Genomic DNA, 23,626 nt, shown 5'->3' on the forward strand with positions numbered 1-23,626 from the left:
GTCCCAGGGACGAAAGCCGCCTAGATTCCACGCCCAAGCGCGACGTGCGACCCACCGCCGGACTGCGCCCGATTCCGCGTCATCCTGACGCGGCCTCGCCCGCAGCGCTGACACCGCCGTCGACACCGTCGTCGCCGTCCTCGCCGGGCCGTCACGAGGACTCCTCATGAGCACCACCACCGAGGCGCCCCAGGCATTCAATGCCCGCGTCGCCGTCCAGAAGTTCGGCACCGCGCTGTCGAACATGATCATGCCGAACATCGGCGCCTTCATCGCCTGGGGCATCATCACGGCCCTGTTCATCGAGAAGGGCCCCATCCCGATCGGTGTTCTCGGCGGCTTCGGCGAGAATGCTGACGGCGTCGCCAACGTCGGCCTCGTCGGCCCGATGATCACCTACCTCCTTCCCCTCCTCATCGCCTTCACCGGCGGCAACATGGTCTACGGCCACCGCGGCGGCGTCGTCGGCGCGATCGCGACCGTCGGCGTCATCGTCGGCGCCGGCATCCCGATGTTCATCGGCGCCATGATCATGGGCCCCCTCGCCGGCTGGACCATGAAGAAGATCGACAGCCTCTGGGACGGGAAGATCCCGGCCGGCTTCGAGATGCTCGTCAACAACTTCGCCGCGGGCATCTGGGGCTTCCTCCTGGCGCTCGCCGGATTCTTCGGCGTCGCACCCCTCGTCGTCGCGTTCACTGGCGTCCTGCAGGGCGGCGTCGACTTCCTGGTCGCCCACAACATCCTCGCGCTCACCTCGCTCTTCATCGAGCCCGCGAAGGTGCTGTTCCTGAACAATGCCATCAACCACGGCATCCTCACCCCGCTCGGCACCGCCCAGGCGGCCGAGACCGGCAAGTCGATCCTGTTCCTCCTCGAGGCGAACCCCGGCCCGGGTCTCGGCCTGCTGCTGGCCTACTGCTTCTTCGGCCGCGGCGCTGCGAAGGCCTCCGCTCCGGGTGCGGCGATCATCCACTTCTTCGGCGGCATCCACGAGATCTACTTCCCGTACGTTCTCATGCGCCCGATACTCATCCTGTCGACCATCGCGGGCGGCATGACGGGCATCGCCATCAACTCGCTCTTCAAGTCGGGCCTCGCCTCCGCCGCAGCTCCCGGCTCGATCATCGCGATCACCGCAGTGACGGCACCCGGCTCGCACGTCGGCGTCTACCTGTCGGTCCTCGGCGCGACTCTCGTCTCGTTCGTCATCGCAGCGATCCTGCTGCGCACCGGCAAGCAGGATGACGGCGACATCGCCGCGGCGACCGCCAACATGGAGCAGATGAAGGGCAAGAAGTCCTCCGTGGCCGGGGCCCTCGTCGGCGACTCCGCCGCAGCAGGCACCGATGCGTCGGCCCACACCGGCCGCATCGACAAGATCGTCTTCGCCTGCGACGCGGGCATGGGCTCCTCGGCCATGGGCGCGACCGTCCTGCGCAAGAAGATCCGCGCTGCCGGCTTCGACGACGTCGAGGTCACCAACAAGTCGATTGCGAACCTCGCCGATGAGTGGGACCTCGTGGTCACCCAGGCGCAGCTCACCCCCCGCGCGCAGCAGCGCACGGGCTCCGCGATCCACGTCTCCGTGGACAACTTCATGAACTCGCCGCGCTACGACGAGGTCGTGGAGCTGGTCCGCGAGCGCAACAACGGGGCCGTCACCGGCACCGGGACCGACGCTCGTGCAGACGGCGCGGGCTACGACGGGTTCGCTGATAACGCAGCGGGCGTGAACACTGCCGCTCCCGCATACGGCACCGCGGATGACGCGGCGACCGCCCACGCCACGGGCGACGAGGCGGGGACCTTCGGCAATCAGCCGACCCCCGGCCCGATCCCCGTCGTCGCCGCCGCTGCACCTGTCGCAGCTGCTGCACCCACCGCAGCTGCTGCACCGGTCCCGGCCGCACCCGCCGCACAGTCCGAGATCCTGGCCCCGTCCAGCATCGTGCTGAACGGCTCGGCCGCGTCGGCCTCCTCCGCGATCGACGAGGCCGGCAGCCTGCTGGTCCGCGCCGGTGCCGTGGACGACTCCTACGTGCGCGCCATGCACGACCGCGAGGCGACCGTCTCGACGTACATGGGCAACGGCCTGGCCATCCCCCACGGCACGAACGACGCGAAGGGCGCTATCACGCGCTCGGCGATGTCCTTCGTCCGTTATCCCCAGGGGATCGACTGGAATGGTGAGATCGTGAAGTTCGTCGTCGGCATCGCCGGCGTCGGCAACGAGCACCTCGATCTCCTGCAGCAGGTCGCGATCACCTTCTCCGACGAGGAGCAGGTGGCCCGCCTCGAGCGCGCGACCTCGGCTGACGAGATCCTGGCCATCTTCTCCGAAGGGAACTGATCGACATGAAGGCTGTGCATTTCGGCGCCGGGAACATCGGCCGCGGCTTCGTGGGGCTCCTGCTCCACGAGGCCGGCATCGAGCTGGTGTTCGCGGACGTCTCCGAGGGGCTGATCTCCGCGCTCCAGCAGGCGGATTCGTACACCGTCCACCAGGTGGGCGAGAACCCGAAGGACACCGTGGTCGACGGCTTCCGCGCGGTGAACTCCGCGCAGGATCCGCAGACGCTGACCGAGGAGATCGCCTCCGCGGACATCGTCACCACCGCCGTCGGCGTGCACATCCTGAAGTTCGTCGCTCCCGCCATCGCCGCCGGCCTGGCTGCTCGCCCCGCGGGCAGCAGCCGGGTCGCGGTGATGGCCTGCGAGAACGCGATCAACGGCACGGATGTCCTCGAGGAGGAGATCCGCAAGAACTACGAGGGCGACGACCTGGACGAGAAGGCCTTCTTCTCGAACACGGCCGTCGACCGCATCGTGCCCGCACAGGCCGCGGATGCGGGGCTCGACGTCACGGTCGAGGAGTTCTACGAGTGGGCCGTGGACCGCACGCCGTTCGGCGGCGACGAGCCCGACGTCCCGGGGATCACCTGGGTCGACGACCTCGCGCCGTACATCGAGCGCAAGCTCTTCACCCTCAACACCGGCCACGCCACCACCGCGTGGCTCGGCTGGGCGGCGGGGATCGAGAAGATCTCCGACGCGATCGCCGACCCGTCGGTCCTCGAGACCGTCGAGGCGGTGCTCGCCGAGACCAGCGCGCTGTTGGTCGCCAAGCACGGCTTCGATGAGGCGACGCAGCGGGCGTACAAGGAGAAGATCCTGAAGCGCTTCACCAACGCCGCGCTGCCCGACACGGTCGAGCGCGTGGGCCGCGGTCCGATCCGCAAGCTCTCCCGCCACGACCGCGTGATCGCTCCGGCGGCCGAGCTGGCCGAGCGCGGCATGAGCGCCGAGGCGCTCGTCTGCGGGTCGCTCGCGGCGGCGCTTCGCTTCACCCCCGAGGGCGACCCCGAGGTGACGCAGCTGCAGGAGATCCTCGCCGGATCCGACGCGGATGCCGCGACCACGGAGATCACCGGCCTCGCGTCGGACCACCCGCTGTACCCGTCCGTGCGCGAGGCCGTGGTCGCGCGCATGGCGGAGGTCGCCGGGAGCTGACCGCTCCTGCCGGTCCGTGCTTCGGCCCGTCTGGTAGACGGGGTCCTCGCGGGCCCACCGCTTCGGCCCGTCTGGGTACCTTTCGCTCATCGCAAAGGTACTTAGGCGGGCCGAATCCGTTCCCGCCGGGTGTCCGCCGGGGCTGTCCGGCGCTGCCCGGCGGATCGCCCGGACTCTGCACGGGAGAGGCACGTATCCTGGGTCTCACCGCCTTCAATCGGCGAAGGCGGCACCCGAATACGGAAGAGAGGCCCTGCCATGGCGGAGCGCACCGTCACCATCGCCAGCGCCACCGGTCTGCACGCCCGCCCGGCGGCGATCTTCTCGAAGGCTGCCGCGTCGCAGCCCGCGAAGGTCACCATCGAGAAGGTCGGCGGCAAGGCCGTCTCCGCCTCCTCGATCCTCATGCTCATGACCCTCGGCGCCGGCAACGGCGACCAGGTCGTGCTGCGCGCCGAGGGCGAGGGCGCCGAGGAGTCGGTCAACGCTCTCGCAGAGCTCCTCGAGAAGGATCTGGACGCCGAGGGCGCCTGAGACCCCAAGCGCGAGGGCAGCGAGCGCAGACGCTCGAGCCCTCGCCCTGCAGCACCCGCAGTGCCCGCAGCGCCCCGAAGGGCCAGCCGTTCAGCGACGGCTGGCCCTTCGTCATGCCGGGGCCGGGCCGGCCGCTTGCGCACGCAGCGCTCCGGTGCCGGCCCGCGGCGGCACGGCCCCGCCGAGCCTGACTCGGGGCCCGGCTCCTCGCCCGCGACCAGCAAAGTCCTCGGTCCAGGAGCCGGTGACGTGGACCAGTCCACGCGAGCGGCTCTCACACCGAGGACTTTGCTGGACGGGCGGGGAGGCGCGTCTGCAGCAGGCGAGCAGGGCAGGACAGGCCCGCGGATCTGGACGGCACAGCCCTCGCCACAGCGGCGCCCAGGCGCACGACGAAGCCCCCGCCGGGAACCGGCGGGGGCTTCGTCTCCAGGAGCAAAACCCCTGGTCAAGAGCGGTAGCGGCGGGATTTGAACCCGCGGTACGGGGTTACCGTACACAACATTTCGAGTGTTGCACCTTCGGCCGCTCGGACACGCTACCGTGGTCGATCCTAGTGGGAGCCCTGATGCGGGGCAAACCGATTCCGGGGCCGTGCGATCCAGTTCACCGCCCTCGTCTGTCACCCCATCCCGGTACGCTCCATCAGGTGATGAGCCAGAGCGACGACGCCCCCCGCCCCGACGACAGCGCTGCCGCCGCCCCCCTCGCGGCCCAGCACCCCACCGAGCGCACCTTCCACGGCGACACCGTCACCGATCCCTACGAGTGGATGCGCGACAAGACGAACCCCGAGGTCATCGCGCACCTCGAGGCCGAGAACGCCTACGCCGACGCCCGCACCGCGCACCTCGCGGATCTGCGCGCCCAGCTGGTCAAAGAGTTCGCCGGCCACACCCAGGAGACCGACCTCTCCGTCCCCGTGCGCAGGGGCGAGTGGTGGTACATCACCCGCACCACCGAGGGCGAGGACTACCCCCGCTACACCCGCGTGCGCGACAGCGCAGACCTCCCCCGCACCGAGGGTGGCATCCCGGCGATCGAGCCAGGCGTGCTGATCGACGGCGAGGAGGTCATCCTCGACGCGCAGGGCCTCGCCGAGGGACTCGAGTTCTTCAGCCTCGGCGGCTTCCGCCCCTCCCCCAGCCAGCGCCTGCTCGCCTATTCGACCGACGTCGCAGGCGATGAGCGCTTCGCTGTCCTCGTCAAGGACCTGGCGAGCGGCGAAATCCTCGACCAGGCGGTCACGGGCGCCGGGTACGGACTCGCGTTCTCGCTGGACGAGCAGTGGCTGTTCTACGCGCGCGTGGACGACGCCTGGCGGCAGCATCAGATCTGGCGCCACCGCATCGGCTCCCCCTCCGAGGGCGACGAGCTCGTGATCGAGGAGGCCGACGAGCGCTTCACGATCGGCTTCGAGGCCTCCCGCGACGGCTCCGTGCTCATCATCCAGTCCGGCTCCTCCACCACCACCGAGGGCTGGCTGCTGGACCTCGCCGATCCCACCTCCGCCCCGCGCCCCGCAGGCGGGCGCCGCCCCGGCGTCGAGTACTCGCTCGAGCACGCGGGCGACCACCTCCTGATCGTCCACAACGACGGCCACCCCGGGTTCGCGCTCGCGACCGCCGCTCTGGACGCCCCGGAGGAATGGACGACGATCCTCTCCGCTGCCGACGGCGAGCGCTTCGAATCGGCCGACGCTTTCGCGAGCGCCGCGGCGATCGAGCTGCGCACTGGTGGCCTCGCCGGTGTGCGTGTGCTGAACCGCCGCACGCCCTCCGGCAGCAGCGCCCTCACCGCCGCCGAGGCCGCCGAGATCTGGGATGTCGCCTCCGCCCGCGACGTCACCCACGGCGGCGAGCTCGATTCGGTGTGGCTGGTGGAGAACCCGAACTGGGAGCAGAGGAGCGTCCGCTACCAGCTTACGAGCCTGCTGACCCCGGGCACGATCGCCGAGAGCGACCTCGCGACCGGCGCCGTCACGGTCCTCAAGCGCACGGAGGTCCCGCACTTCGATCCCGAGCTGTATGTCGAGAAGCGCCTGTGGGCCCCTGCGGCCGACGGCACGCAGATCCCGCTGTCGGTCGCGATGCGCCGCGAGGTGCAGGCCGACGGCACGAACGCCGGCTACCTCTACGGCTACGGCTCCTACGAGGCGTCGATGGATCCGTCCTTCGTCGCCACCCGCCTGTCCCTGCTGGACCGCGGGGTCGTCGTCGCGATCGCGCACGTGCGCGGCGGCGGCGAGATGGGCCGCCCCTGGTACGAGCAGGGGAAGCTGCTCGCGAAGAAGAACACGTTCAGCGACTTCGTGGCCGCGGGCGAGTTCCTCGTCGAACAGGGCTGGGTCGCGGGCGATCGCCTCTCGGCCGAGGGCCGCAGCGCCGGCGGGCTGCTCATGGGCGCCGTCGCGAACCTCGCCCCCGAGCGGTTCCGCGCGATCATCGCGGGCGTGCCGTTCGTGGACGCGCTCACCACGATCCTCGACCCGACGCTGCCGCTGACCGTCGGCGAGTGGGAGGAGTGGGGCGATCCGCTGCACGATCCCGAGGTGTACGCGTACATGAAGGAGTACACCCCCTACGAGAACATCCGCGCCGTGGAGTACCCGGCTATCTTCGCCTCGACCTCGCTGAACGACACGCGGGTGTTCTTCGTGGAGCCCGCGAAGTGGGTGGCGCGCCTGCGGGAGACCGTGACGTCAGACCAGCAGGAGCGGCCGATCGTGTTCCGCTGCGAGATGGTCGCCGGGCACGGCGGACGCTCCGGCCGGTACGCGAAGTGGGAGCAGCGGGCCGACGAGCTCGCCTGGCTGCTCGACCAGATCGGGGCGACCGCGCTGATCTGAGCGGGCACCCCGTGGAGCCGCGCGGCGTCGGCCCCGGCCGGCTCGCGCGGCCCGCCGCCTGAGGCCGCCCCCGCGCGGCACTTGTCACCTCCTGCCCGGCCCCGGCTGGACGCACCGACCGCCGGGGCGGGCGCGGGCGTAGCCTGACGCGGTCCTCCTCACGCATCCCGCTCGCCCCGCATCCCCGCCTGCCGCACCCGTCGGCAGGAGCACCGGCTGAGCTCCCACCAGGTCGGAGCCCCATGTCGCACCCCGCACGTCCCGCCCCGTCGGCCGCCGCCCCCGTCCAGCCGACGGCGGACGGGCTCCAGCGCACTCTCTCGAGCCGTCACTTGCAGATGATCGCGATCGGAGGGGCGATCGGCACCGGCCTGTTCGTCGGCTCCGGTGCGACGATCTCGACGGCCGGTCCGGGCGGCGCACTCGTGGCCTACGCGGCGATCGGGCTGATGGTGCTGCTGCTCATGCAGTCACTCGGCGAGATGACCGCGCATATGCCGGTGGCCGGTTCGTTCCAGGCGTACGCGAGCCGGTTCGTCAGCCCCAGCTTCGGCTTCGCGATCGGCTGGAACTACTGGTTCAACTGGGCGATCACCGTCGCGGCAGAGCTCGTGGCCGCAGGGATCATCATGTCGTTCTGGCTGCCGGGGGTCCCCGGCTGGGTCTGGGCGGGCGGGTTCCTCGTCATCCTCACGGCGCTGAACGCGCTGTCGGCCAAGGCGTACGGCGAGAGCGAGTTCTGGCTGGCGATGATCAAGGTCATCGCGGTGATCGTGTTCCTCGTGGCAGGCGTCGCGATGATCGCGGGAATCCTCGGCGGCAGCTCCCCCGGCTTCTCGAACTGGACCACCGGCGAGGCCCCGTTCAAGGGCGGGATGCTCGCGATCATCTCGATCTTCATGGTCGCGGGGTTCTCGTTCCAGGGCACGGAGCTCGTCGGCGTCGCCGCGGGCGAGGCCCGCAATCCGCGGCTCGAGGTGCCGAAGGCGATCCGCACTGTGTTCTGGCGGATCATGCTGTTCTACGTCGGCGCGATCGCGGTGATCGGCTTCCTCATCCCGTACACCGATCCGCTCCTGCTGCGCACGGATGCCTCCGACATCGCCTCCTCCCCGTTCACCCTGGTCTTCGAGCGGGCCGGCATCGCGGTGGCCGCCTCGATCATGAACGCGGTGATCCTGACGGCGATCCTCTCCGCGGGGAACTCGGGGCTCTACGCCTCCAGCCGCATGCTCCACGCCCTCGCCCTGCACGGCCAGGCGCCGAAGGTCTTCGCGACCGTGAACCGCCGCGGCGTCCCGATCTGGGCGCTCGCGGCGACCGCGGCCGTGGGCCTGTTCGGATTCCTCACCGCGATCATCGGCCAAGGCGCCGCGTACACGTGGCTGCTGAACGTCTCGGGGCTGTCGGGCTTCATCGCCTGGGTGGGCATCGCCGTGTGCCACTACCGGTTCCGGCGCGCGTTCGTGCGCCAGGGCCACAGCGTCAGCGAGCTGCCCTACGTCGCCCCGTGGTTCCCGCTGGGGCCTCTGCTCGCGTTCACGATGTGCCTGATCGTCATCCTCGGCCAGAACTACGAAGCGCTCTTCCGTGGGGAGCTGCTCAGCGTGCTCAGTTCGTACATCGGGCTGCCTGCATTCCTCGCCCTGTGGGCCGGCCACAAGCTCATCACCCGAGCTCCCGGCGTGCGCCTCGAGGACGCCGACGTCTCAGGGGCCGAGGTGCCCGCGAGCTGAGGCGACGTCGGATCGCGGAGTGACGGAGATCTGCCCCCCGAGAGCAGCAACCACTCGTGCGACGGTCTGGAATGACGGGTTGCCGTCCGCGCTCAAGGACTTGTAGAGGGATTCGCGGCCGACGCCGGCGCTGCGCGCCACTTCCGACATTCCCCGCGCTCTCGCGACGTCCCCCAGTGCCGCCTGGAGCAGAGCGGGCTCGCCGGTGCGCGCTGCCTCATCGAGGTAGGCGAGCATGTCCTCGGGCGTCTCGAGGTAGTCGCTGGCATTCCAGCGCGTGAGGCTCACAGCCATCGTGCCTCCTTGCGGCGTCGGAATGTATCCCGCACGATACGCCCACGGGTGGCCCTGTGGATAGAGCGGAGCAGAGTCAGGACGCGCCGTCGTCGGCCCCGTTCGACAGCGATGCGCTCAGTCCGCCCTCCACCGCGGCCGTCTGCCCCTTCCCCCGCGCCAGCACCACCGGGTGCCCGAGGAGCGGGTCGGGGATGACGTCGGCCTCGAGGTCGAACACCTCGGCCAGGATGGCCGGGGTGAGGACGTCGGCCGGGGTGCCGGAGGCGACGACCTGGCCGTGCGCCATCGCGACGATGAAGTCGGCGGTGCGGGCCGCCATGTTCAGCTCGTGCAGCACCGAGACCGTGGTCGCGCGCCGCCGCTGGCCGTCGGCACGTCCGCCGGCACGTTCGTCGGCGCCCCCGGCACCGTCGGCCGACGGATCCGGGAGGGCCCGCACCATGTCGAGCAGCTCGACCTGGTGCGACATGTCGAGGTAGCTGGTCGGCTCGTCGAGCAGCACGATCGGGGTCTCCTGGGCGAGCACGAGCGCGAGCCACACGCGCTGGCGCTGGCCGCCGGAGAGCTCGGCGATATCGCGGCCGGCGAGCTCCACCAGCTCCGTGCGCTCGAGCGCCGAGGCGATCACCGCCTCGTCCCGGCGGGTCCTCGCGCCGAACCAGGAGCGGTGCGGGTGGCGCCCGCGCTCCACGAGCTGCTCGACGCTCATCCCCTCGGGCACCACGGGCGACTGCGGCAGCAGGGCGACGGTGCGCGCGTAGGCGCGCGCGGGCCAGCCCTCGACGGGGGTGCCGAGCACCTCGATGCTGCCGCCCATGAGGGGCAGCTGGCGCGTCAGCCCGCGCAGCAGCGTCGACTTACCGCAGCCGTTCGCGCCGATGATCGCAGTGCTCACGCCCGCGGGGATGTCGAGATCCAGGGGGCCGACGATCCGCGCGCCCCCGTAGCCGAGGCAGACCCCGCGCAGGCGGAAGGCGGGGGTGCCGGCAGCAACGGCAGCGGCGGCAGCGGGCGTGTCCGTGGATGCGCCAGTGGATTCCATCGCGATCACACCTTCGACTTGGAGCGGATGAGGAGCCAGAGCATCAGCGGGGCGCCCGCCGCTCCGGTGAGGATGCCGGTGGGCAGGCGCACCCCGGGGATCGCCTCGGTGCCGAGGAAGTCGGCCGCCACCACGATCGCCGCGCCGACGAGCGCCGCCACCGGCAGCGAGGGCCGGCCGCCCGTCAGCCCCCGCGCGAGCGGCGTGGAGAGCAGGGCGACGAAGGCCAGCGGACCGAAGGCCGCGGTCGCCGCGGAGGCCAGCAGCGCGCCGACGACGAGGGCGAGGAAGCCTGTGCGCTCGGGGCGCGCTCCGAGGCCGTGCGCGAAGTCCGCGCCGAGGTCGGCCGGAGCGAGCGCCTGATGGATCGCGAGGCCGAGCGGCAGCAGGATGACCAGCGCGATCGCGAGCCAGGTGATGCGCGTCCAGTTCGCGGTGCTGAGCGACCCGGACGTCCACACGGAGACGGACTGCAGATCGCCCTTCTCGAGCGAGAGCACGATCTGGGAGACGATCACCATCGCCAGGGAGCTGAGGGCGATGCCCGCGACGATCACCTTCTCGCTGCCCATCGCGGTGGTCGCCCCGCCGCTCCCGCGGGCGCCGCCGCTGCGCGCGAAGGCCAGCACGATGCCGGCGACCCCCAGTCCGCCGATCAGCGCGCCGATCGCCATCCCGGGGCCGCGCCAGCCCAGCACCGTCATGGCCACCACTGCTCCGGCCGACGCTCCCGCGGAGATGCCGATGAGGTCGGGGCTCGCCAGGGGGTTGCGCAGGGTGCGCCGGAACAGGGACCCGGAAGCCCCGAACGCGGCGCCCGCGAGAGCAGCACCGACGGCCCGCGGCAGCTTCGACTGCATGACGATATAGGTCGCGCCGGGGATCTGCTCCCCGCCGAGGATCCTGAAGAAGTCGGGGATCGTCACGGTGTAAGCGCCGAGCAGCACTCGCACGGCCATGAGGGCGAGGACCAGCACGGCCAGCCCCGCGACGACGAGCCGCAGTCGGCGCCTGCCGCGGCTGCGCAGCGCAGCCACCTGCTCGCGCGCGGTCGGCTGGTCTGCGGCCGCCGCGGTGCTGCACTCCCCCGCGCTCACAGGGTCATCGACTTCCGCCGCAGCAGCACGAGCATGAGCGGCACGCCGAGCAGGATCGTGGTGACGCCGATGTGGATCTCCTGGGGGGCGATGACGAGCCGTCCGATCAGATCCGCGGCGAGCACGAGCGCCGCTCCCCACAGCGCCGTCGCGATCACGAGCAGACGGGTCGAGGGCGGGCGCAGGCGGCGCAGCATGTGCGGCACCATCAGGCCGACGAAGCTCACGGGCCCGGCCAGGGCCGTGGCCGCTGCGGTCATCAGCACGGTCGCGCCCAGCAGCACCGCGCGCAGGCGCTCGGGGCGGGTCCCGAGGCCGTGCGCCATGTCGTCGCCGAGCGCGATGGCGTCCATCCCGGGCGCGGAGAGCAGCACGGCGGCGATGCCGAGCACGATCACTCCCGCGAGCGCGCCGACGTCGGCCATGGAGGAGCGGGCGAGCGTGCCGATGGACCAGAAGCGGAAGCGGTCCTGGACCTGCGGGATCGCGATGATCAGGGCGCTCGTGACGGCCCCGGCCCCGGCGGAGACGGCCGCTCCGGCGAGCACGAGCGAGAGGGGCCCGGGGGCACCGCCCGCACCGGAGCTCATCCGGGTCGCGGCGCTCGCGGCGGCGTAGACGAGGACCGCGGCTCCGAGGGTGCCGGCGATCGCGAGGCCCATCACCACGAGCACGCTGCCCGTCAGCCCGAGGCCGATGCCGAGCGCCATCGCGAGAGAGGCGCCGGCGCCGAGGCCGAGCAGGCCCGGATCGCCGAGGGGGTTGCGGGTCGCGCCCTGCATCGCGAGCCCGGAGACGGCCAGCGCGGAGCCGACGAGGATCCCGGTGAGCACGCGCGGCACGCGGTCGATGACGGCCGCCTGGTCCACGCTCGCGGCGATCGCCTCGGCCCCGTGGCCGGTCAGCAGGGAGCGCAGCGCGGTGAGGACGACGGTCCCCTCGACGCTGCGCGCCCCGAGCGCCACCGAGGCGCCCGCCAGTGCGAGGAGCACGGCGAGCGGCACGGCGGCGAACAGCACGCGGCGCGCGGTCGGGCGCCGCGTGCGGGTCACAGGCTCTTGGACTTCTGCGCTGCGGCGACGATCTCGGGGACGACGTTCTCGATCGCCCACGGGATCGACAGCGGCGAGGCGGCAGAGATCGAGAGCACCTCGGCGGCGTCGGACTGCGCGACGAACGTGCCGTTCTTGATCGCGGGGATCTGGCCGAGCAGCGGATCCGCGACGACCGCATCCACGGCGGCGGCGTCGTTGAACCAGGACAGGAGGACGTCCGAGACGAGCTCGTCGGCCTTCTCGGCGGACCACGACATGAAGAAGGCGCCGTCGGCGGGCTGGTTCTCCGTGACGACGGGGGCGTTGACCATGCCGAGCTGCTGCAGGAACTTCGGGCGGTTGTCCGCATCGGTGTAGATCGAGATCTGATCCGCGGCGGTGGGATCGATGGTGCCGTAGATGAAGGTCGTGCCCTCGAGCGCGGGATTGTCGGCCGCAGCGGTGCTCATCGCCCCCTCGACGTCCTCGATCAGCGCGGCGGCGGCGTCCTCCCGGGCGAGGGCTTCGCCGACGAGCGTCACGGAGTCCTGCCACGAGGTCGACCAGGGGCCCGAGCCCTCCGGGTAGGCGAGGGTCGGGGCGATCGCCTCGAGAGCGGCGTACTGCTCGGCATCCAGGCCCGAGTAGGCGGCGACGATGAGGTCGGGGGTGAGGGCAGCGATCGCGTCGGTGGCGATGCCGTCGGTGGCGGAGAACTGCTCGGGGGCGGTGCCGCCCTGCTTCTCCAGCTCCGCGTCGAACCAGTCGGTCGACTTCGCGTCGTTGCCGCCCCAGGTGACGGACTCGACGCCGACGGGCACCACGCCGAGCGCGAGGACGACGTCGGGGTTCACCCAGGAGATCGTGACGACGCGCTTCGGCTCGGCAGGGATGACCGTCTCGCCGAGGGCGTGCTTCACCGTGCGCGGGTAGGAGCCCGCGGCGGCGCCGCCGTCGGAGCTGCCGGCCGCCGTGCCCGCGGAGTCGCCCGTGCTGGGGCCCGTGGTGCAGGCGGCGAGGAGGGCGGCCATGCCGGCAGCGCCTGCGCCGAGGAGGGAGCGGCGGGCGAGGGAGCCGGAAGCGGTGGTGCGAGGGGTCACGAGGGGTCCTTTCCCAGGCGAGCGCAGGTCAACGGGCAGATCCTGCCGCGCTGGGCCGACGGCGCTCGCGCCGACCGACCTTAACCAAGGTAAGCCTTGCCTTCCCTTGGTGCCAACCCGGGTGCGCGTGGGGTGGGCTACAAGGCGCCGCCACCGTCCGGAGCACGCGAATGGCCGCCCGCCCCGTGGGGCGGACGGCCGCTGCGGCGAGGAGGCTCAGAAGGCCGGGATGACCGAGCCGTCGGTGTAGGTGTCCTCGATGAACTTCTTGACCTCGGCGGAGTGCAGGAGCTCGTCGAGCTTCACGAGTGCGGCGTTGTCCTTGTCGGCCTCGCGCACCACGAGCATGTTCGCGTAGGGGCTGTCCTCGTTCTTCTCGAGGATGAGGGCCTCCTCGGACGGCTTGATGCCGGCCTCGAGGGCGTAGTTGCCGTTGACGACGCCCGCGGCGAAGTCGCCGAGCGCGCGCGGGATCTGCGCGGCCTCGATCTCGGTGAAGACGAGGTTCTTCGGGTTCTCGGCGACGTCGGCCGGGGTGGCGGCGGTGACCTTCACGCCGTCCTTCAGCGTGATGATGTCGTAGCTCGCGAGCAGGCCGAGGCCGCGGCCGCGGTTGGTGGGGTCGTTCGCGATCGCGATCTCCCCGCCCTCGGGCAGCTCGTCGATGCTCTTGAGCGTCGCGGAGTACAGGCCGAGCGGCTCGATGTGGATGCCGGCGTAGCCGTGGAACTGGTAGCCGTTCTCCTCGACCTGGGTCTCCAGGTAGGGGACGTTCTGGAAGTAGTTGGCGTCGATCTCGCCGCTCTCGAGCACCTGGTTCGGGATGATGTAGTCGGTGTACTCGGTGATCGTGAGCTTCAGCTTCGCGGCCTCGGCGAGGTTGTCCGAGACGAACTTCAGGATCTCGGCGTGGGGGGCGGGCGAGGCGCCGACGGTGATCGCGGTGACACCGCCCTCCTCCTTCGGGCCCTCGGTCGCGGAGCCGCCGGCGCCGCAGGCGGCGAGCGCGAGGGCGGCGGAGCCCGCGCCGGATGCGGCGAGGACGGAGCGTCGGGTGAAGCGGGTCATGGGTGTCTCCTTGGGGATTCGGACTGCGGGGATGCGGGGAGGGATCGTCGGGCGCGCGCACAGGGCCGAGGGCCGGGAGCGCGCGGGGCGGGGCTCAGCTGCGGGCGCGGTGGTCGACCTGGCGGGCGAGCCGGGACCCGATCATCTGGACGGCGATCACGATGGCCACGAGCATGACCACGGTCGCGACCATCACCACGTTGTCGTAGCTCTGGTAGCCGCGGCGGTTCGCGAGATCGCCGAGACCCTTGCCGCCGACGACGCCGGCCATGGCCGTGTAGCCGATGACCGCGATGGTGGTCGTGGTCAGGGAGCCGACGATGCCGGGCAGCGCCTCGGGCAGCAGCACCTGGCGGATCACCTGCCAGCGGCTCGCGCCCATCATCTGCACCGCCTCGATCTTGCCGGCGGCGACCTCGTTGAGGTTGATCTCGATCATGCGCGCGAGGAACGGGATCGCGGAGATCGTCAGCACGAAGATCGCGGCCTCGGGGCCGGTCACCCGGCCCACGACGAACCGCGTCACCGGCATCAGCGCGATGATCAGTATGATGAAGGGGAACGAGCGGCCGACGTTCACGATGAACCCGACGATCCGGTTCGTCCAGCGTGCAGCTCGCGACGTCGCGCTCGCGCGCTCGGTCTCGTAGAGGAGCACGCCGAGCGGCAGGCCGATGATCGTGGCCAGCAGCATCGAGACGGCCGTCATGTAGAGCGTGATCAGCGTGTTCGACCACAGCGAGCTGTTCGAGTCCCACGTGGTGAACGCGGAGTTCGAGAACCATTCCTGGAGCACGCCCATCAGGCGATCGCCTCCTTCGCGACGACGCCGCGCGCCTCGAGCTCGGACAGGAAGCGGGCGAGGCCCGCATCGCTGATCGCGGCGCCGGACTCGTTGCGCAGGGCGAGCTGCACGCGGCCGACCTGTCGGCCCGCGATGGTCTCGATGGTGCCCGCGACGATAGTGGCGACGGCGCCGTGCTCGGCCGCGAGACGCACGAGGTCCTCGCTCGAGCGGGGGCCGTCCGGGAACTTCGGGTTCTCTCCGTAGTCGCAGTCGACCAAGCGCGCATCGATGCCGGTCGGGGCCGGGGGCAGCGGGATCAGCTCCGCGGAGAGCGGGCCGTGCGGATCCGAGGCCACATCGACCAGGGAGCCCGACTGCACGACCCGGCCGCCCTCGAGCAGGGTCACCGAGTCGCAGATCTCGCGCACCACGCTCATCTCGTGCGTGATCATCAGGACCGTGATCCCGAGCCGGTCGCGCAGGTCGCGGATGAGGGAGAGGATCTGGCGGGTGGTGCCGGGGTCCAGAGCGCTGGTGGGCTCGTCGCACAGCAGCACCTTGGGCTCCGCGGCGAGTCCGCGCGCGATGCCGACGCGCTGGATCTGCCCGCCGGAGAGCTGCGCGGGGTGGTTGTGCTCGCGCCCCTGCAGGCCGACGAGCTCCACGAGCTCTGCGACGCGCTTCGCGCGGGCGGTGCGATCCACGCCCGCGATCTCCAGCGGGTGCGCGATGTTCCGCGCGGCCGAGCGGGAGTCCAGCAGGTTCGCGTGCTGGAAGACCATGCCGAGGTTCCGGCGCGCGGCGCGCAGCTCGGCGCCCTCGAGCGCGGCGATGTCGGTGCCGTCGATCCGGACGTGCCCGCTCGTGGGCTTCTCCAGACCGGTGAGGCAGCGGATGAGCGTGGACTTGCCGGCGCCGGAGCGGCCGACGATGCCGTGGATCTGCCCCGCGCCGACATGCAGATCGATGCCGTCGAGCGCGATGACGGGATCTCCCCCGCCGGGCGCGGGGAAGACCTTGGTGAGGCCTTCGAGAGTGATCACGTCTCCCAGTGAACCAGGGGTGCCCGACGCTCGGACAGCCAGAGTTCACATACTGAAATATTCACGGGGGGATCGTGGGCGGGTTCACGGGTAGGGGGGGGTGCAGCGGTGGGGGCAGAGGCCCCACGCGAGTCGCGGCGGCATGGCGCCGCGCACGTGGCCGTCGGAATCCCCGCACCGCCGCGATCGAGGTGTACGTGAACGTCGGAATCCTCTCGCTGCCGCGATCGAGGTGTAGGTGGCCGTCGGAATGACACCCGCATTCCGACGTTCTCCGACACCTCGATGCCCTCGCCGAGCCGTCGCCACATCGAGGCGTACCTGGCGGTCGGAATCCCCGCCCATACCGACGCCCACGTACGCCCCGCCCTGCCGCGTCCCGCCAGGGCCGGCCCAGCTCTCCCGCTCCGGACCTGGACAGTGCCGACACCCCCACGCCCACCCATGACAGATGTCATCCCCGACCCGTGAAGAGCCCACCCGCAGTCATGAGACCCGGCACTCCCGCCCGCAGCCCAACCCGTGAAGAGCGGAGCCATGAGCACGACACACCTCTCCCCCGCCCTTCCAGACCCCGCAGATCAGAGCGCCGACCTCGTCATCCGCGCCCGCGGCCTCGAGCGCCGCTACGGCACCGGCCGCACAGCCCACCTCGCCGTCGCCGGCATCGACCTGTCGATCCTCCGCGGCGAGCTGTTCGCCCTGCTCGGCACCAATGGCGCCGGCAAGACCTCGACCCTCGAGATGCTCGAAGGGCTCGCCCGTCCGACCGGCGGCACCCTCGCCGTCCTCGGCGGCGATCCCTTCCGCGACCGCAGGAGCATCCGCCCCCGCCAGGGCCTCATGCTCCAGACCGGCGGCTTCCCCGCTGATCTGACGGCGCGCGAGGCGCTCGCCATGTGGTGCTCCACCCTCACCCGCGCGCGTCCCGTCGCAGACCTGCTGGAGGACGTGGAGCTCGCACATCGCGCCTCCACCCGCATCTCCTCGCTGTCCGGCGGCGAGGTGCGGCGCCTCGACCTCGCCTGCGCGATCGCAGGAGACCCCGAGCTGCTGTTCCTGGACGAGCCGACCACGGGACTGGATCCCGAGTCCCGCGCTCGCGCCCAGCACCTCATCAGCGGCCTGCGCGAGCGCGGCACCACGATCGTGCTGACCACCCACTACCTCGACGAGGCGGAGGCCCTGGCGGACCGGATCGCGATCATGCACCGCGGCCGGATCGAGCGCGAGGGCGATCTCGCCGAGGTGATCGCCGGGCACCCCGCCCGCATCCGCTTCACCGCGAGGGCCGACATCCCGGCTCTCCCGCAGCTTGCCGGCGCTGCGCAGCAGGTCAACTCCCGGGGCGCCGCGGCCGTGGAGATCTCCACCGATCGACTGCAGGAGGACCTCGGCGAGCTCCTCGCCTGGGCCAGCCGCCACGACCTGGCTCTGCAGGACCTCGACGCCCGCGCCCCCAGCCTCGAATCCGTCTTCCTCGGCATCGCCGACGACACCCCCGCCGACTCCTCCGAAGGGATCTCTCGATGACCACCGTTGCCCCCGTGACCTCGACCGCTTCCGCGCCGCTCCCGTCCCGCCGCCCGGCGCATCGCCTCCTCGGCCTCGCTCGCGCCGAGCTGACGCTCCTGCTGCGCAACCGCATGCAGCTGTTCACCGCGATCGTGCTCCCCCTCGCGGTCCCCTTCCTCTACCTGCCGCTGCGGAATCGCGGCATGAGCGATGCTCTCCTCGTCGGAGCGCTGGGCTCGATGGCCGTGATGATCCTGCTGTTCGTCGTGTACTACAACCTGCTCTCCACCTACGTCGCGCGGCGCGAGGCGCTCGTGCTCAAGCGCCTGCGCACCGGGGAGGCGAGCGATGCGACCGTCCTCGCAGCGACGGCCGTGCCGGCCCTCGTGATCGCCGGCGCCATGGTCGCGATCGCCATGACGATCGCGGTCGCGATCCTGGATCTGCCGCTGCCGCAGAATCCTCTGCTGGTGGTCGCGGGAGTCGTGCTCGGCGCCGCGGTCTCCGTGCCGCTGGCGCTGGCGACGGCGAACATCACCCGCACCGTCGAGTCTGCCCAGGTGACGAGCCTTCCCTTCATGGCGATCGCGCTGCTCGGGGCGGGCACCGCGCTGCCGCTCGAGATGCTTCCCGACTGGGCGCAGTCCCTCATCGCGATCACTCCCACCGCGCCGCTGGTCGAGCTGATTCGGTTCGGGTGGCTCGGCACGGATGCGAGCGGTGCCGCGATCGCCGGTTCGGACCTCGCCACGGCGGCGCTGCGACAGGTCGGCATCCTGGTGGTGTGGTTCTGCCTCGGCGCCTGGTTCGTCAGCACCCGATTCCGCTGGGAGCCGCGCGGGTGAGCAGGGGTGACGGGGCGTCGGCATCCGCCGGCGCCCCCTCCGCCGTCGCGTCGACCGCTGCGCACGGCACGTCGGCCCTCGCGCGCATCGCCCCCATCAGCGCGGCCGACGAGGCCCGTCGGCCCTCCGCCCTCCCGCTAGGCTCGCCGACGGACCCCCACCACCTGCACGAGGAGCGCACGATGAGCACGAACGCGCGCCAGTGGCGGATCTTCTACCTCTACACGCTGTGGTCCGTGCTCGCCATGATCATCGTGATCCCGGTGCTCGCTCTCTGGGTCATCGGGCCCTCTGCTCTCGAGGAGCTGCGCGAGCATCCGTTCGGCGCCCTGCTCCTGCTGGTTCAGACGGTGCTCGCCTCCGAGTCGGCGCGCGCGGCGCTCGCCCGCTGGGCGTCGGCCCCCACCGACGAGGGGCGCGGGCGCTGGGACCTCCCGAGGGCCGGGATCCTCTCCGGCGGAGCCGCGCGGCTCCTGCTCGCCGCGGTCCCGACGCCCCTGATCGGGCTGACGGTGCTGCTCGGCAGCGGCTCCCGACAGCTGCTGGTCCTCTCTGCAGTCGTGCTCGCGGTGGCGGTGCTGCTGCGCTACCCCTGGCCGTGGTCGGCTGCCGTCGCTCTTGCCGGGCTGGTGCTGATCCCAGCGGGACTGCTTCCCGCCCTCGCGCTCCCCCTGATCGTGGTGACCTTTGCGGTCGTGCTCACCGTGCGCATGTCGATCTGGCTGGGGGCCGTGGTGCGCGAGCTCGACCACGCCCGCGAGGCCCAGGGCCAGCTGGCCGTCGCCGAGGAACGGCTGCGATTCGCCCGCGACCTGCACGACGTCACCGGGCGCGACCTCTCCGTCATCGCGGTCAAGGCCGAGGTCGTCGCCCAGCTCGCCGAGCGGGGCGACCCCCGGGCGGCCGAGCACGGCAGGGATGTCGCCCAGATCGCCCGCTCCTCGCTCGCAGAGATCCGGGGCCTCGTGCGCGGATATCGCGAGGCGGATCTCGCGACCGAGCTCCGGGGCACGGCCTCGCTGCTGCGCTCGGCGCACGTCGACGTCGCCATCGAAGGATCGGCCGACGAGATCCCGCTCCGGCACCGCAGCGCCGCCGCCTGGGTGCTGCGCGAGGGCGGAACGAACATCTTGCGCCACGCCGCCCCGTCGGCCGTGTCCATCGCGCTCGGCCCGGAGGGCATCACGATGACCAATGATGGTGTCCGGCTTGAGGCCGACGGGGCCGAGGGGGCCGACGAGGACACTGCGCCCGGCGTGCCCGCGCCGTACGACAGCACGCCGGTGCGCGAGGGCAGCGGACTGACCGGCATGCGCGAACGCCTGGGTGCGGGAGCACACCTCGAGACCCGTCGCGAGGGGGACCGCTTCACCCTCTCCATCCGCTTCGACCCCGCAGGAGGCCCCGCATGACCGCCACCGACCCCGCCCAGCCCGTCGGGCCCGCTCTGCCTTCCGGACCCGCGTTGCCTTCCGGACCCGCGCTGCGCATCGTGCTCGTCGACGACGAGCATCTGATCCGGTCGGCCCTCGCGACCATGCTGTCCCTCGAGAGCGACCTCCGCGTGCTCGGGGAGGCATCCTCGGTGGCCGAGGGCGCGGCTCTCGTCGGCGCCGAGCAGCCGGACGTCGCCGTCGTCGACCTCCAGCTCCCCGATGGCGACGGGCTGGACCTCTGCGCGCAGATCGCGGAGGTCTCCGCCGCGACCCGCTGCCTGATCCTCACCTCGCACGCGCGGCCCGGATACCTCAAACGGGCGCTCGCACAGGGGGTGCTGGGCTTCCTGCCGAAGACCACCTCCGCTGCGCAGCTCGCCGCCGCGGTCCGCGACGTCGCCGCTGGTCGGCGCGCGATCGACGCGGAGCTCGCCGCGGAGACGATCTCCTCGGGCGACTCCCCGCTCACCCCGCGCGAGGCCGATGTGCTCGAGTACGCGGCCGACGGCGCCCCCATCGAGCAGATCGCCCGGCGCGCGCACCTGGCCGAGGGAACCGTGCGCAACTACCTCTCGAGCGCCCAGGCGAAGCTCCAGGCGACGAACCGGCACGAGGCCGTGGCCGTGGCGCGGCGGCAGGGGTGGATCTGAGAGACGAGGACCCGGCTCGCCGATCGACGCGTACGTGACTGTCGGAATGCTGGCCCGCGCGCGATCGAGGCGTACGTGGGCGTCGGAATACCGGCCCGCGCGCGATCGAGGTGTACGTGACCGTCGGAATCGCACCCCCATTCCCACGGTTGCGTACACCTCGATGCCCGAACGACAAGACGCGCACCCGGCGGAGGAGACGGGCGGCCGCGATCAGACGCGCTCCCCCGCCGCAGCCCTCAGGCCCCCGACTCCTCCGCGAAGCTCGCGTCGATGATCGTCGCGACATCGACCGGATCCGTGTACGTGATCTGCCCAGCGGCGATCCACACGGTCTGCATCGCCTCGAGCTGCTCGGGCTGCGGGGCGAGGTCGGGCAGGTAGGTGTACATCGGGGCGCTCTTCAGCACGGCGATGTCCTGTCCGGTGGCCTTCGCGAGGATCTCGTAGACCTCATCGCTCTGCGCACCCGTGTCGCTGAGCTGCTGCGCGCCCTGGGTGAGCGCGGTGAAGAACGGCTGCGCGAACTCCCCGGCCACGAACTGCTCGGAGTACATGACGCCGGTGCCGGTCACGCCCTTCGCAGGCACAGCCAGGGGCGAGCCCACGCCGGCCTCTTGGATCGCCGTCGAGAAGGGGGCCGACGGCGTCGCCGCATCCACCGAGCCGTTGGTGAGCGCAGGCTCCTGATCGGGGGTGGAGAGGTTCACGACCTCGACGTCGGCGAGCGTGAGGCCGCCCTGCTCGAGCATCGTGGCCAGCAGGTACCCGCCGGTGGCACCGGGCCCGCCGGCCACCGCAATCTTCCGACCCCGCAGATCCGAGACGGCCTTCACCGAGCCGTCGTCCACGAGGGCCTGACGGACCTCCAGAGCCGTCGGCGAGTTCTCCGGATCGCCGGGCGAGATGCCCATGGAACCGACGATCTTGAAAGCGAGCCCCTCGTGCAGAGCGTTGAACATGCCGGCGCTGAAGCCCGCCACCATCACGTCGAGCTGGCCGCTGGCGAGCATGGGGATGCCGTCCTGGCCGGACTTCACCGGGATCAGCTCCAGGGTGATGCCCTTGTCGGCGAAGGCGCCCTGGGCGTCGGCGATGTAGAGCGGGGCGAACAGGCTCGAGGACAGGTGGCCGACGCGCACGGTCGTGGTGCCGCCCGCGGCGCCGCCGTCGGACCCGCCCGCGCCGGAGCCCGAGGAGCCGGAGTCCTTGCCGGTGATGGCGGAGCCGCAGCCTGCGAGAGCGGCGGCGGAGGCGACGCCGAGCAGGCCGAGCAGCGAGCGGCGGGCGAAGGGAGAGGTGGGGTTCATCGTCGAGCTCCTGTGGGTGAGGTGGATGGGAGAGGGAGGTGCGGGATTCTCAGCGGCGCCAGGGCAGGACGAGCTTCTCGAAGCCGCCGAGCAGCCACGTCAGCACCGCGCCGATCAGTCCGATCACCACGAGGCCGACGTACATCTTCTCCGGCATGAACAGCTGCCAGGAGTTCCAGATGAGGTAGCCCAGCCCCGTGGTGGAGGCGCCGGTGAACTCGACTGCGGTGACCACGACGACGGCGGTGCCGGTCGCCGTGCGCAGGCCGCTGAAGATGAACGGCAGCGAGCCCGGAAGCACGACGAAGCGGAACCGGTCCAGGCCCCTCGCCCCATAGGCGGCGCCCGCCTCCAGCAGTTTGCTGTCGATCGCGCGCACGCCCGCGACGGTGCTGATCTGCATGACGAAGAACGTCGTGATGAACACGGCGATCATCTTCGGCAGCTCCGTAGGCCCGAAGATCATGAGCAGGATCGGGAAGATCGCGATCTTCGGCAGCGGGTACAGCGCAGCGAACAGGGGGCCGAAGGCTGCGTTCAGCGGGCGGAAGGTGCCCATCAGGAGGCCGACGGCCACGCCGCAGATCGCGCCGAGGCCGCCGCCGATGAGCAGGCGCATGAGGGTAGGCCAGGTGTGGGTCCACAGCTCGCCGTCCCCGGCCATCCCGACCGCGGTGGCGGCGATCTCGCTGGGCGGCGGGAAGAAGCGCGAGTCGAGGATCTCCGTGCGCGAGCACAGCTCCCACAGCAGCACGAGCACGATCGGCGTCGCGATCGACAGTGCGAGGTAGAACGCGCGCCGGCGGTTCTCCTGCCGGCGCAGGACGCGCGCGGCTTCGATGGTGCGCTCGGCGCGCGTGCTCGCACCGGCGCCGACGTGGGGGGCCGACGGCGCGGCGGGGGCACTCATGCCGCGCTCCGCGCTGCCGGCTGGTCCTCGCGCAGGAGGTCCCAGATGCGTCCGCGCAGGGCGCTGAACTCAGCGCTGCGCTCGACGTCGAAGGATCGCGGGCGCGGGAACGGGACGGTGATGTCCTCGCGCAGCGTGCCCGGGCGGCCCGACATCACGATCACGCTGTCGCCCAGCAGGATCGCCTCATCGATGTCGTGGGTGACCATGAGGACGGTCTTGCGCTCGGCCTCCCACAGGGCGATCAGCTCCTCCTGCATGAGCATGCGGGTCTGCGCGTCGAGCGCGCCGAGGGGCTCATCCATGAGCAGGACCGGCGATCCGGTCGCGAAGGCGCGCGCGATCGCGACGCGCTGTCGCATGCCGCCGGAGAGCTGATGGGGGTAGGAGGCGCCGAAGCTGCCGAGCCGCACCCGCTCGAGCCAGTCGTCCGCGATCCGGCTGCGCTCCGCAGCGCCGACCCCGCTCATGCGCAGGCCGAAGGCGACGTTGTCGCGCACCGTCATCCACGGGAACACCCCGTGCTCCTGGAACACGAAGGCCGAGGGGATCGCGTGAGACTGCGCAGACGTGCGGATCTCGCCGCTGGTGCGCTCCTCCAGCCCGCCGAGTATCCGAAGAAAGGTCGACTTCCCGCAGCCCGACGGGCCGACGATGCAGGTGAAGGAGCCCTCTTCGAGCGACAGCGAGAAGTCCTCGAGGGCCCAGACGGGCTCGCCGCCCCCGGCGAAGAAGACCTTGGAGACGTCGCGGGCCTCGACGGCCGCGGCGACGGTGCCGTCGGGTGCGGTGCCGTCGGGTGTGGTCCGCGGCGGCGGGAGGGGATCGGCGGCGCTCATGCGTCTCCTCGAGAGTGCAGGT

General features: G+C 71.5%; 20 protein-coding genes and 1 tRNA gene. 9 read left to right on the forward strand and 12 right to left on the reverse strand.

Annotated elements, in window-relative coordinates:
• Positions 1-166: 166 nt before the first annotated feature.
• The 3 genes from Bequi_RS07180 (at position 167) to Bequi_RS07190 (ending at position 4,047) form a co-directional block, all read left to right on the forward strand.
• The gene (locus Bequi_RS07180) at positions 167-2,353 is read left to right on the forward strand and encodes a PTS mannitol transporter subunit IICBA (RefSeq protein ID WP_249737258.1); all 2,187 of its coding nucleotides are present in this window, start codon (positions 167-169) and stop codon (positions 2,351-2,353) included.
• 5 nt (positions 2,354-2,358) lie between these two features.
• On the forward strand, positions 2,359-3,513 hold the full coding sequence (locus tag Bequi_RS07185) for a mannitol-1-phosphate 5-dehydrogenase (protein ID WP_249737259.1): 1,155 nt from the start codon (positions 2,359-2,361) through the stop codon (positions 3,511-3,513).
• A gap of 258 nt (positions 3,514-3,771) precedes the next feature.
• Positions 3,772-4,047, forward strand: a complete 276-nt coding sequence (locus tag Bequi_RS07190) for an HPr family phosphocarrier protein (protein ID WP_249737260.1) — start codon at positions 3,772-3,774, stop codon at positions 4,045-4,047.
• Between the two features lie 455 nt (positions 4,048-4,502).
• On the opposite strand, the gene Bequi_RS07195 is transcribed toward Bequi_RS07190, so the two are convergent.
• Positions 4,503-4,590, reverse strand: a tRNA-Ser gene (locus tag Bequi_RS07195).
• Between the two features lie 109 nt (positions 4,591-4,699).
• On the opposite strand from Bequi_RS07195, the gene Bequi_RS07200 reads away from it, so the two are divergent.
• Both Bequi_RS07200 and Bequi_RS07205 read left to right on the forward strand, forming a co-directional pair.
• Positions 4,700-6,895, forward strand: coding sequence for a S9 family peptidase (locus Bequi_RS07200; RefSeq protein ID WP_249737261.1), 2,196 nt, complete (start codon positions 4,700-4,702; stop codon positions 6,893-6,895).
• 242 nt (positions 6,896-7,137) lie between these two features.
• The gene (locus Bequi_RS07205; protein ID WP_249737262.1) at positions 7,138-8,631 is read left to right on the forward strand and encodes an amino acid permease; all 1,494 of its coding nucleotides are present in this window, start codon (positions 7,138-7,140) and stop codon (positions 8,629-8,631) included.
• Here Bequi_RS07205 and Bequi_RS07210 read toward each other — a convergent pair.
• From Bequi_RS07210 to Bequi_RS07245, 8 genes are all read right to left on the reverse strand, one after another.
• Positions 8,605-8,925 (reverse strand): addiction module antidote protein, encoded by a 321-nt coding sequence (locus tag Bequi_RS07210; RefSeq protein ID WP_249737263.1) that lies wholly within the window; start codon positions 8,923-8,925, stop codon positions 8,605-8,607. The two genes, Bequi_RS07205 and Bequi_RS07210, sit on opposite strands and share 27 nt — an antisense overlap.
• 76 nt (positions 8,926-9,001) lie before the next feature.
• Positions 9,002-9,970, reverse strand: coding sequence for an ABC transporter ATP-binding protein (locus Bequi_RS07215; protein WP_249737264.1), 969 nt, complete (start codon positions 9,968-9,970; stop codon positions 9,002-9,004).
• A gap of 5 nt (positions 9,971-9,975) precedes the next feature.
• Positions 9,976-11,067 carry a FecCD family ABC transporter permease gene (locus Bequi_RS07220; RefSeq protein ID WP_249737265.1) on the reverse strand — a complete coding sequence of 364 codons (1,092 nt, stop codon included), beginning with the start codon at positions 11,065-11,067 and terminating at the stop codon, positions 9,976-9,978.
• Positions 11,064-12,119, reverse strand: coding sequence for a FecCD family ABC transporter permease (locus tag Bequi_RS07225; protein WP_249737266.1), 1,056 nt, complete (start codon positions 12,117-12,119; stop codon positions 11,064-11,066). The genes Bequi_RS07220 and Bequi_RS07225 overlap by 4 nt, the downstream gene beginning before the upstream one ends.
• The gene (locus Bequi_RS07230) at positions 12,116-13,201 is read right to left on the reverse strand and encodes an ABC transporter substrate-binding protein (protein ID WP_249737267.1); all 1,086 of its coding nucleotides are present in this window, start codon (positions 13,199-13,201) and stop codon (positions 12,116-12,118) included. Before Bequi_RS07230 ends, Bequi_RS07225 begins: the two co-directional genes overlap by 4 nt.
• Before the next feature lie 216 nt (positions 13,202-13,417).
• Positions 13,418-14,269: a MetQ/NlpA family ABC transporter substrate-binding protein gene (locus tag Bequi_RS07235; protein ID WP_249737268.1), complete on the reverse strand. Its 852-nt coding sequence runs from the start codon at positions 14,267-14,269 to the stop codon at positions 13,418-13,420.
• 94 nt (positions 14,270-14,363) lie between these two features.
• A complete protein-coding gene (locus Bequi_RS07240; RefSeq protein WP_249737269.1) occupies positions 14,364-15,071 on the reverse strand; it encodes a methionine ABC transporter permease in 708 nt (235 codons plus the stop codon).
• Complete coding sequence (locus tag Bequi_RS07245; protein WP_249737270.1) at positions 15,071-16,099, reverse strand: methionine ABC transporter ATP-binding protein; 1,029 nt, start codon at positions 16,097-16,099, stop codon at positions 15,071-15,073. Before Bequi_RS07245 ends, Bequi_RS07240 begins: the two co-directional genes overlap by 1 nt.
• Before the next feature lie 537 nt (positions 16,100-16,636).
• Between Bequi_RS07245 and Bequi_RS07250 the strand changes: the two genes are divergently transcribed.
• The 4 genes from Bequi_RS07250 to Bequi_RS07265 are packed head-to-tail and all read left to right on the forward strand — an operon-like array spanning position 16,637 to position 20,545.
• A complete protein-coding gene (locus tag Bequi_RS07250; protein WP_249737271.1) occupies positions 16,637-17,632 on the forward strand; it encodes an ABC transporter ATP-binding protein in 996 nt (331 codons plus the stop codon).
• Positions 17,629-18,459 carry an ABC transporter permease gene (locus tag Bequi_RS07255; protein ID WP_249737272.1) on the forward strand — a complete coding sequence of 277 codons (831 nt, stop codon included), beginning with the start codon at positions 17,629-17,631 and terminating at the stop codon, positions 18,457-18,459. The genes Bequi_RS07250 and Bequi_RS07255 overlap by 4 nt, the downstream gene beginning before the upstream one ends.
• Positions 18,456-19,871, forward strand: coding sequence for a sensor histidine kinase (locus tag Bequi_RS07260; protein WP_249737273.1), 1,416 nt, complete (start codon positions 18,456-18,458; stop codon positions 19,869-19,871). Before Bequi_RS07255 ends, Bequi_RS07260 begins: the two co-directional genes overlap by 4 nt.
• The gene (locus tag Bequi_RS07265; RefSeq protein ID WP_249737274.1) at positions 19,868-20,545 is read left to right on the forward strand and encodes a response regulator transcription factor; all 678 of its coding nucleotides are present in this window, start codon (positions 19,868-19,870) and stop codon (positions 20,543-20,545) included. Before Bequi_RS07260 ends, Bequi_RS07265 begins: the two co-directional genes overlap by 4 nt.
• Positions 20,546-20,784: 239 nt before the next feature.
• Here Bequi_RS07265 and Bequi_RS07270 read toward each other — a convergent pair whose 3' ends face one another.
• From Bequi_RS07270 to Bequi_RS07280, 3 genes are read right to left on the reverse strand one after another with little or no spacing between them, the layout of a single operon-like run.
• Positions 20,785-21,855: an ABC transporter substrate-binding protein gene (locus Bequi_RS07270; RefSeq protein ID WP_249737275.1), complete on the reverse strand. Its 1,071-nt coding sequence runs from the start codon at positions 21,853-21,855 to the stop codon at positions 20,785-20,787.
• A gap of 49 nt (positions 21,856-21,904) precedes the next feature.
• Positions 21,905-22,765 (reverse strand): ABC transporter permease, encoded by an 861-nt coding sequence (locus tag Bequi_RS07275; RefSeq protein WP_249737276.1) that lies wholly within the window; start codon positions 22,763-22,765, stop codon positions 21,905-21,907.
• Complete coding sequence (locus Bequi_RS07280) at positions 22,762-23,604, reverse strand: ABC transporter ATP-binding protein (RefSeq protein ID WP_249737277.1); 843 nt, start codon at positions 23,602-23,604, stop codon at positions 22,762-22,764. The genes Bequi_RS07275 and Bequi_RS07280 overlap by 4 nt, the downstream gene beginning before the upstream one ends.
• Positions 23,605-23,626 lie beyond the last annotated feature (22 nt).

This window comes from Brachybacterium equifaecis, assembly GCF_023509525.1.
Taxonomy (GTDB): Bacteria; Actinomycetota; Actinomycetes; order Actinomycetales; family Dermabacteraceae; genus Brachybacterium; species Brachybacterium equifaecis.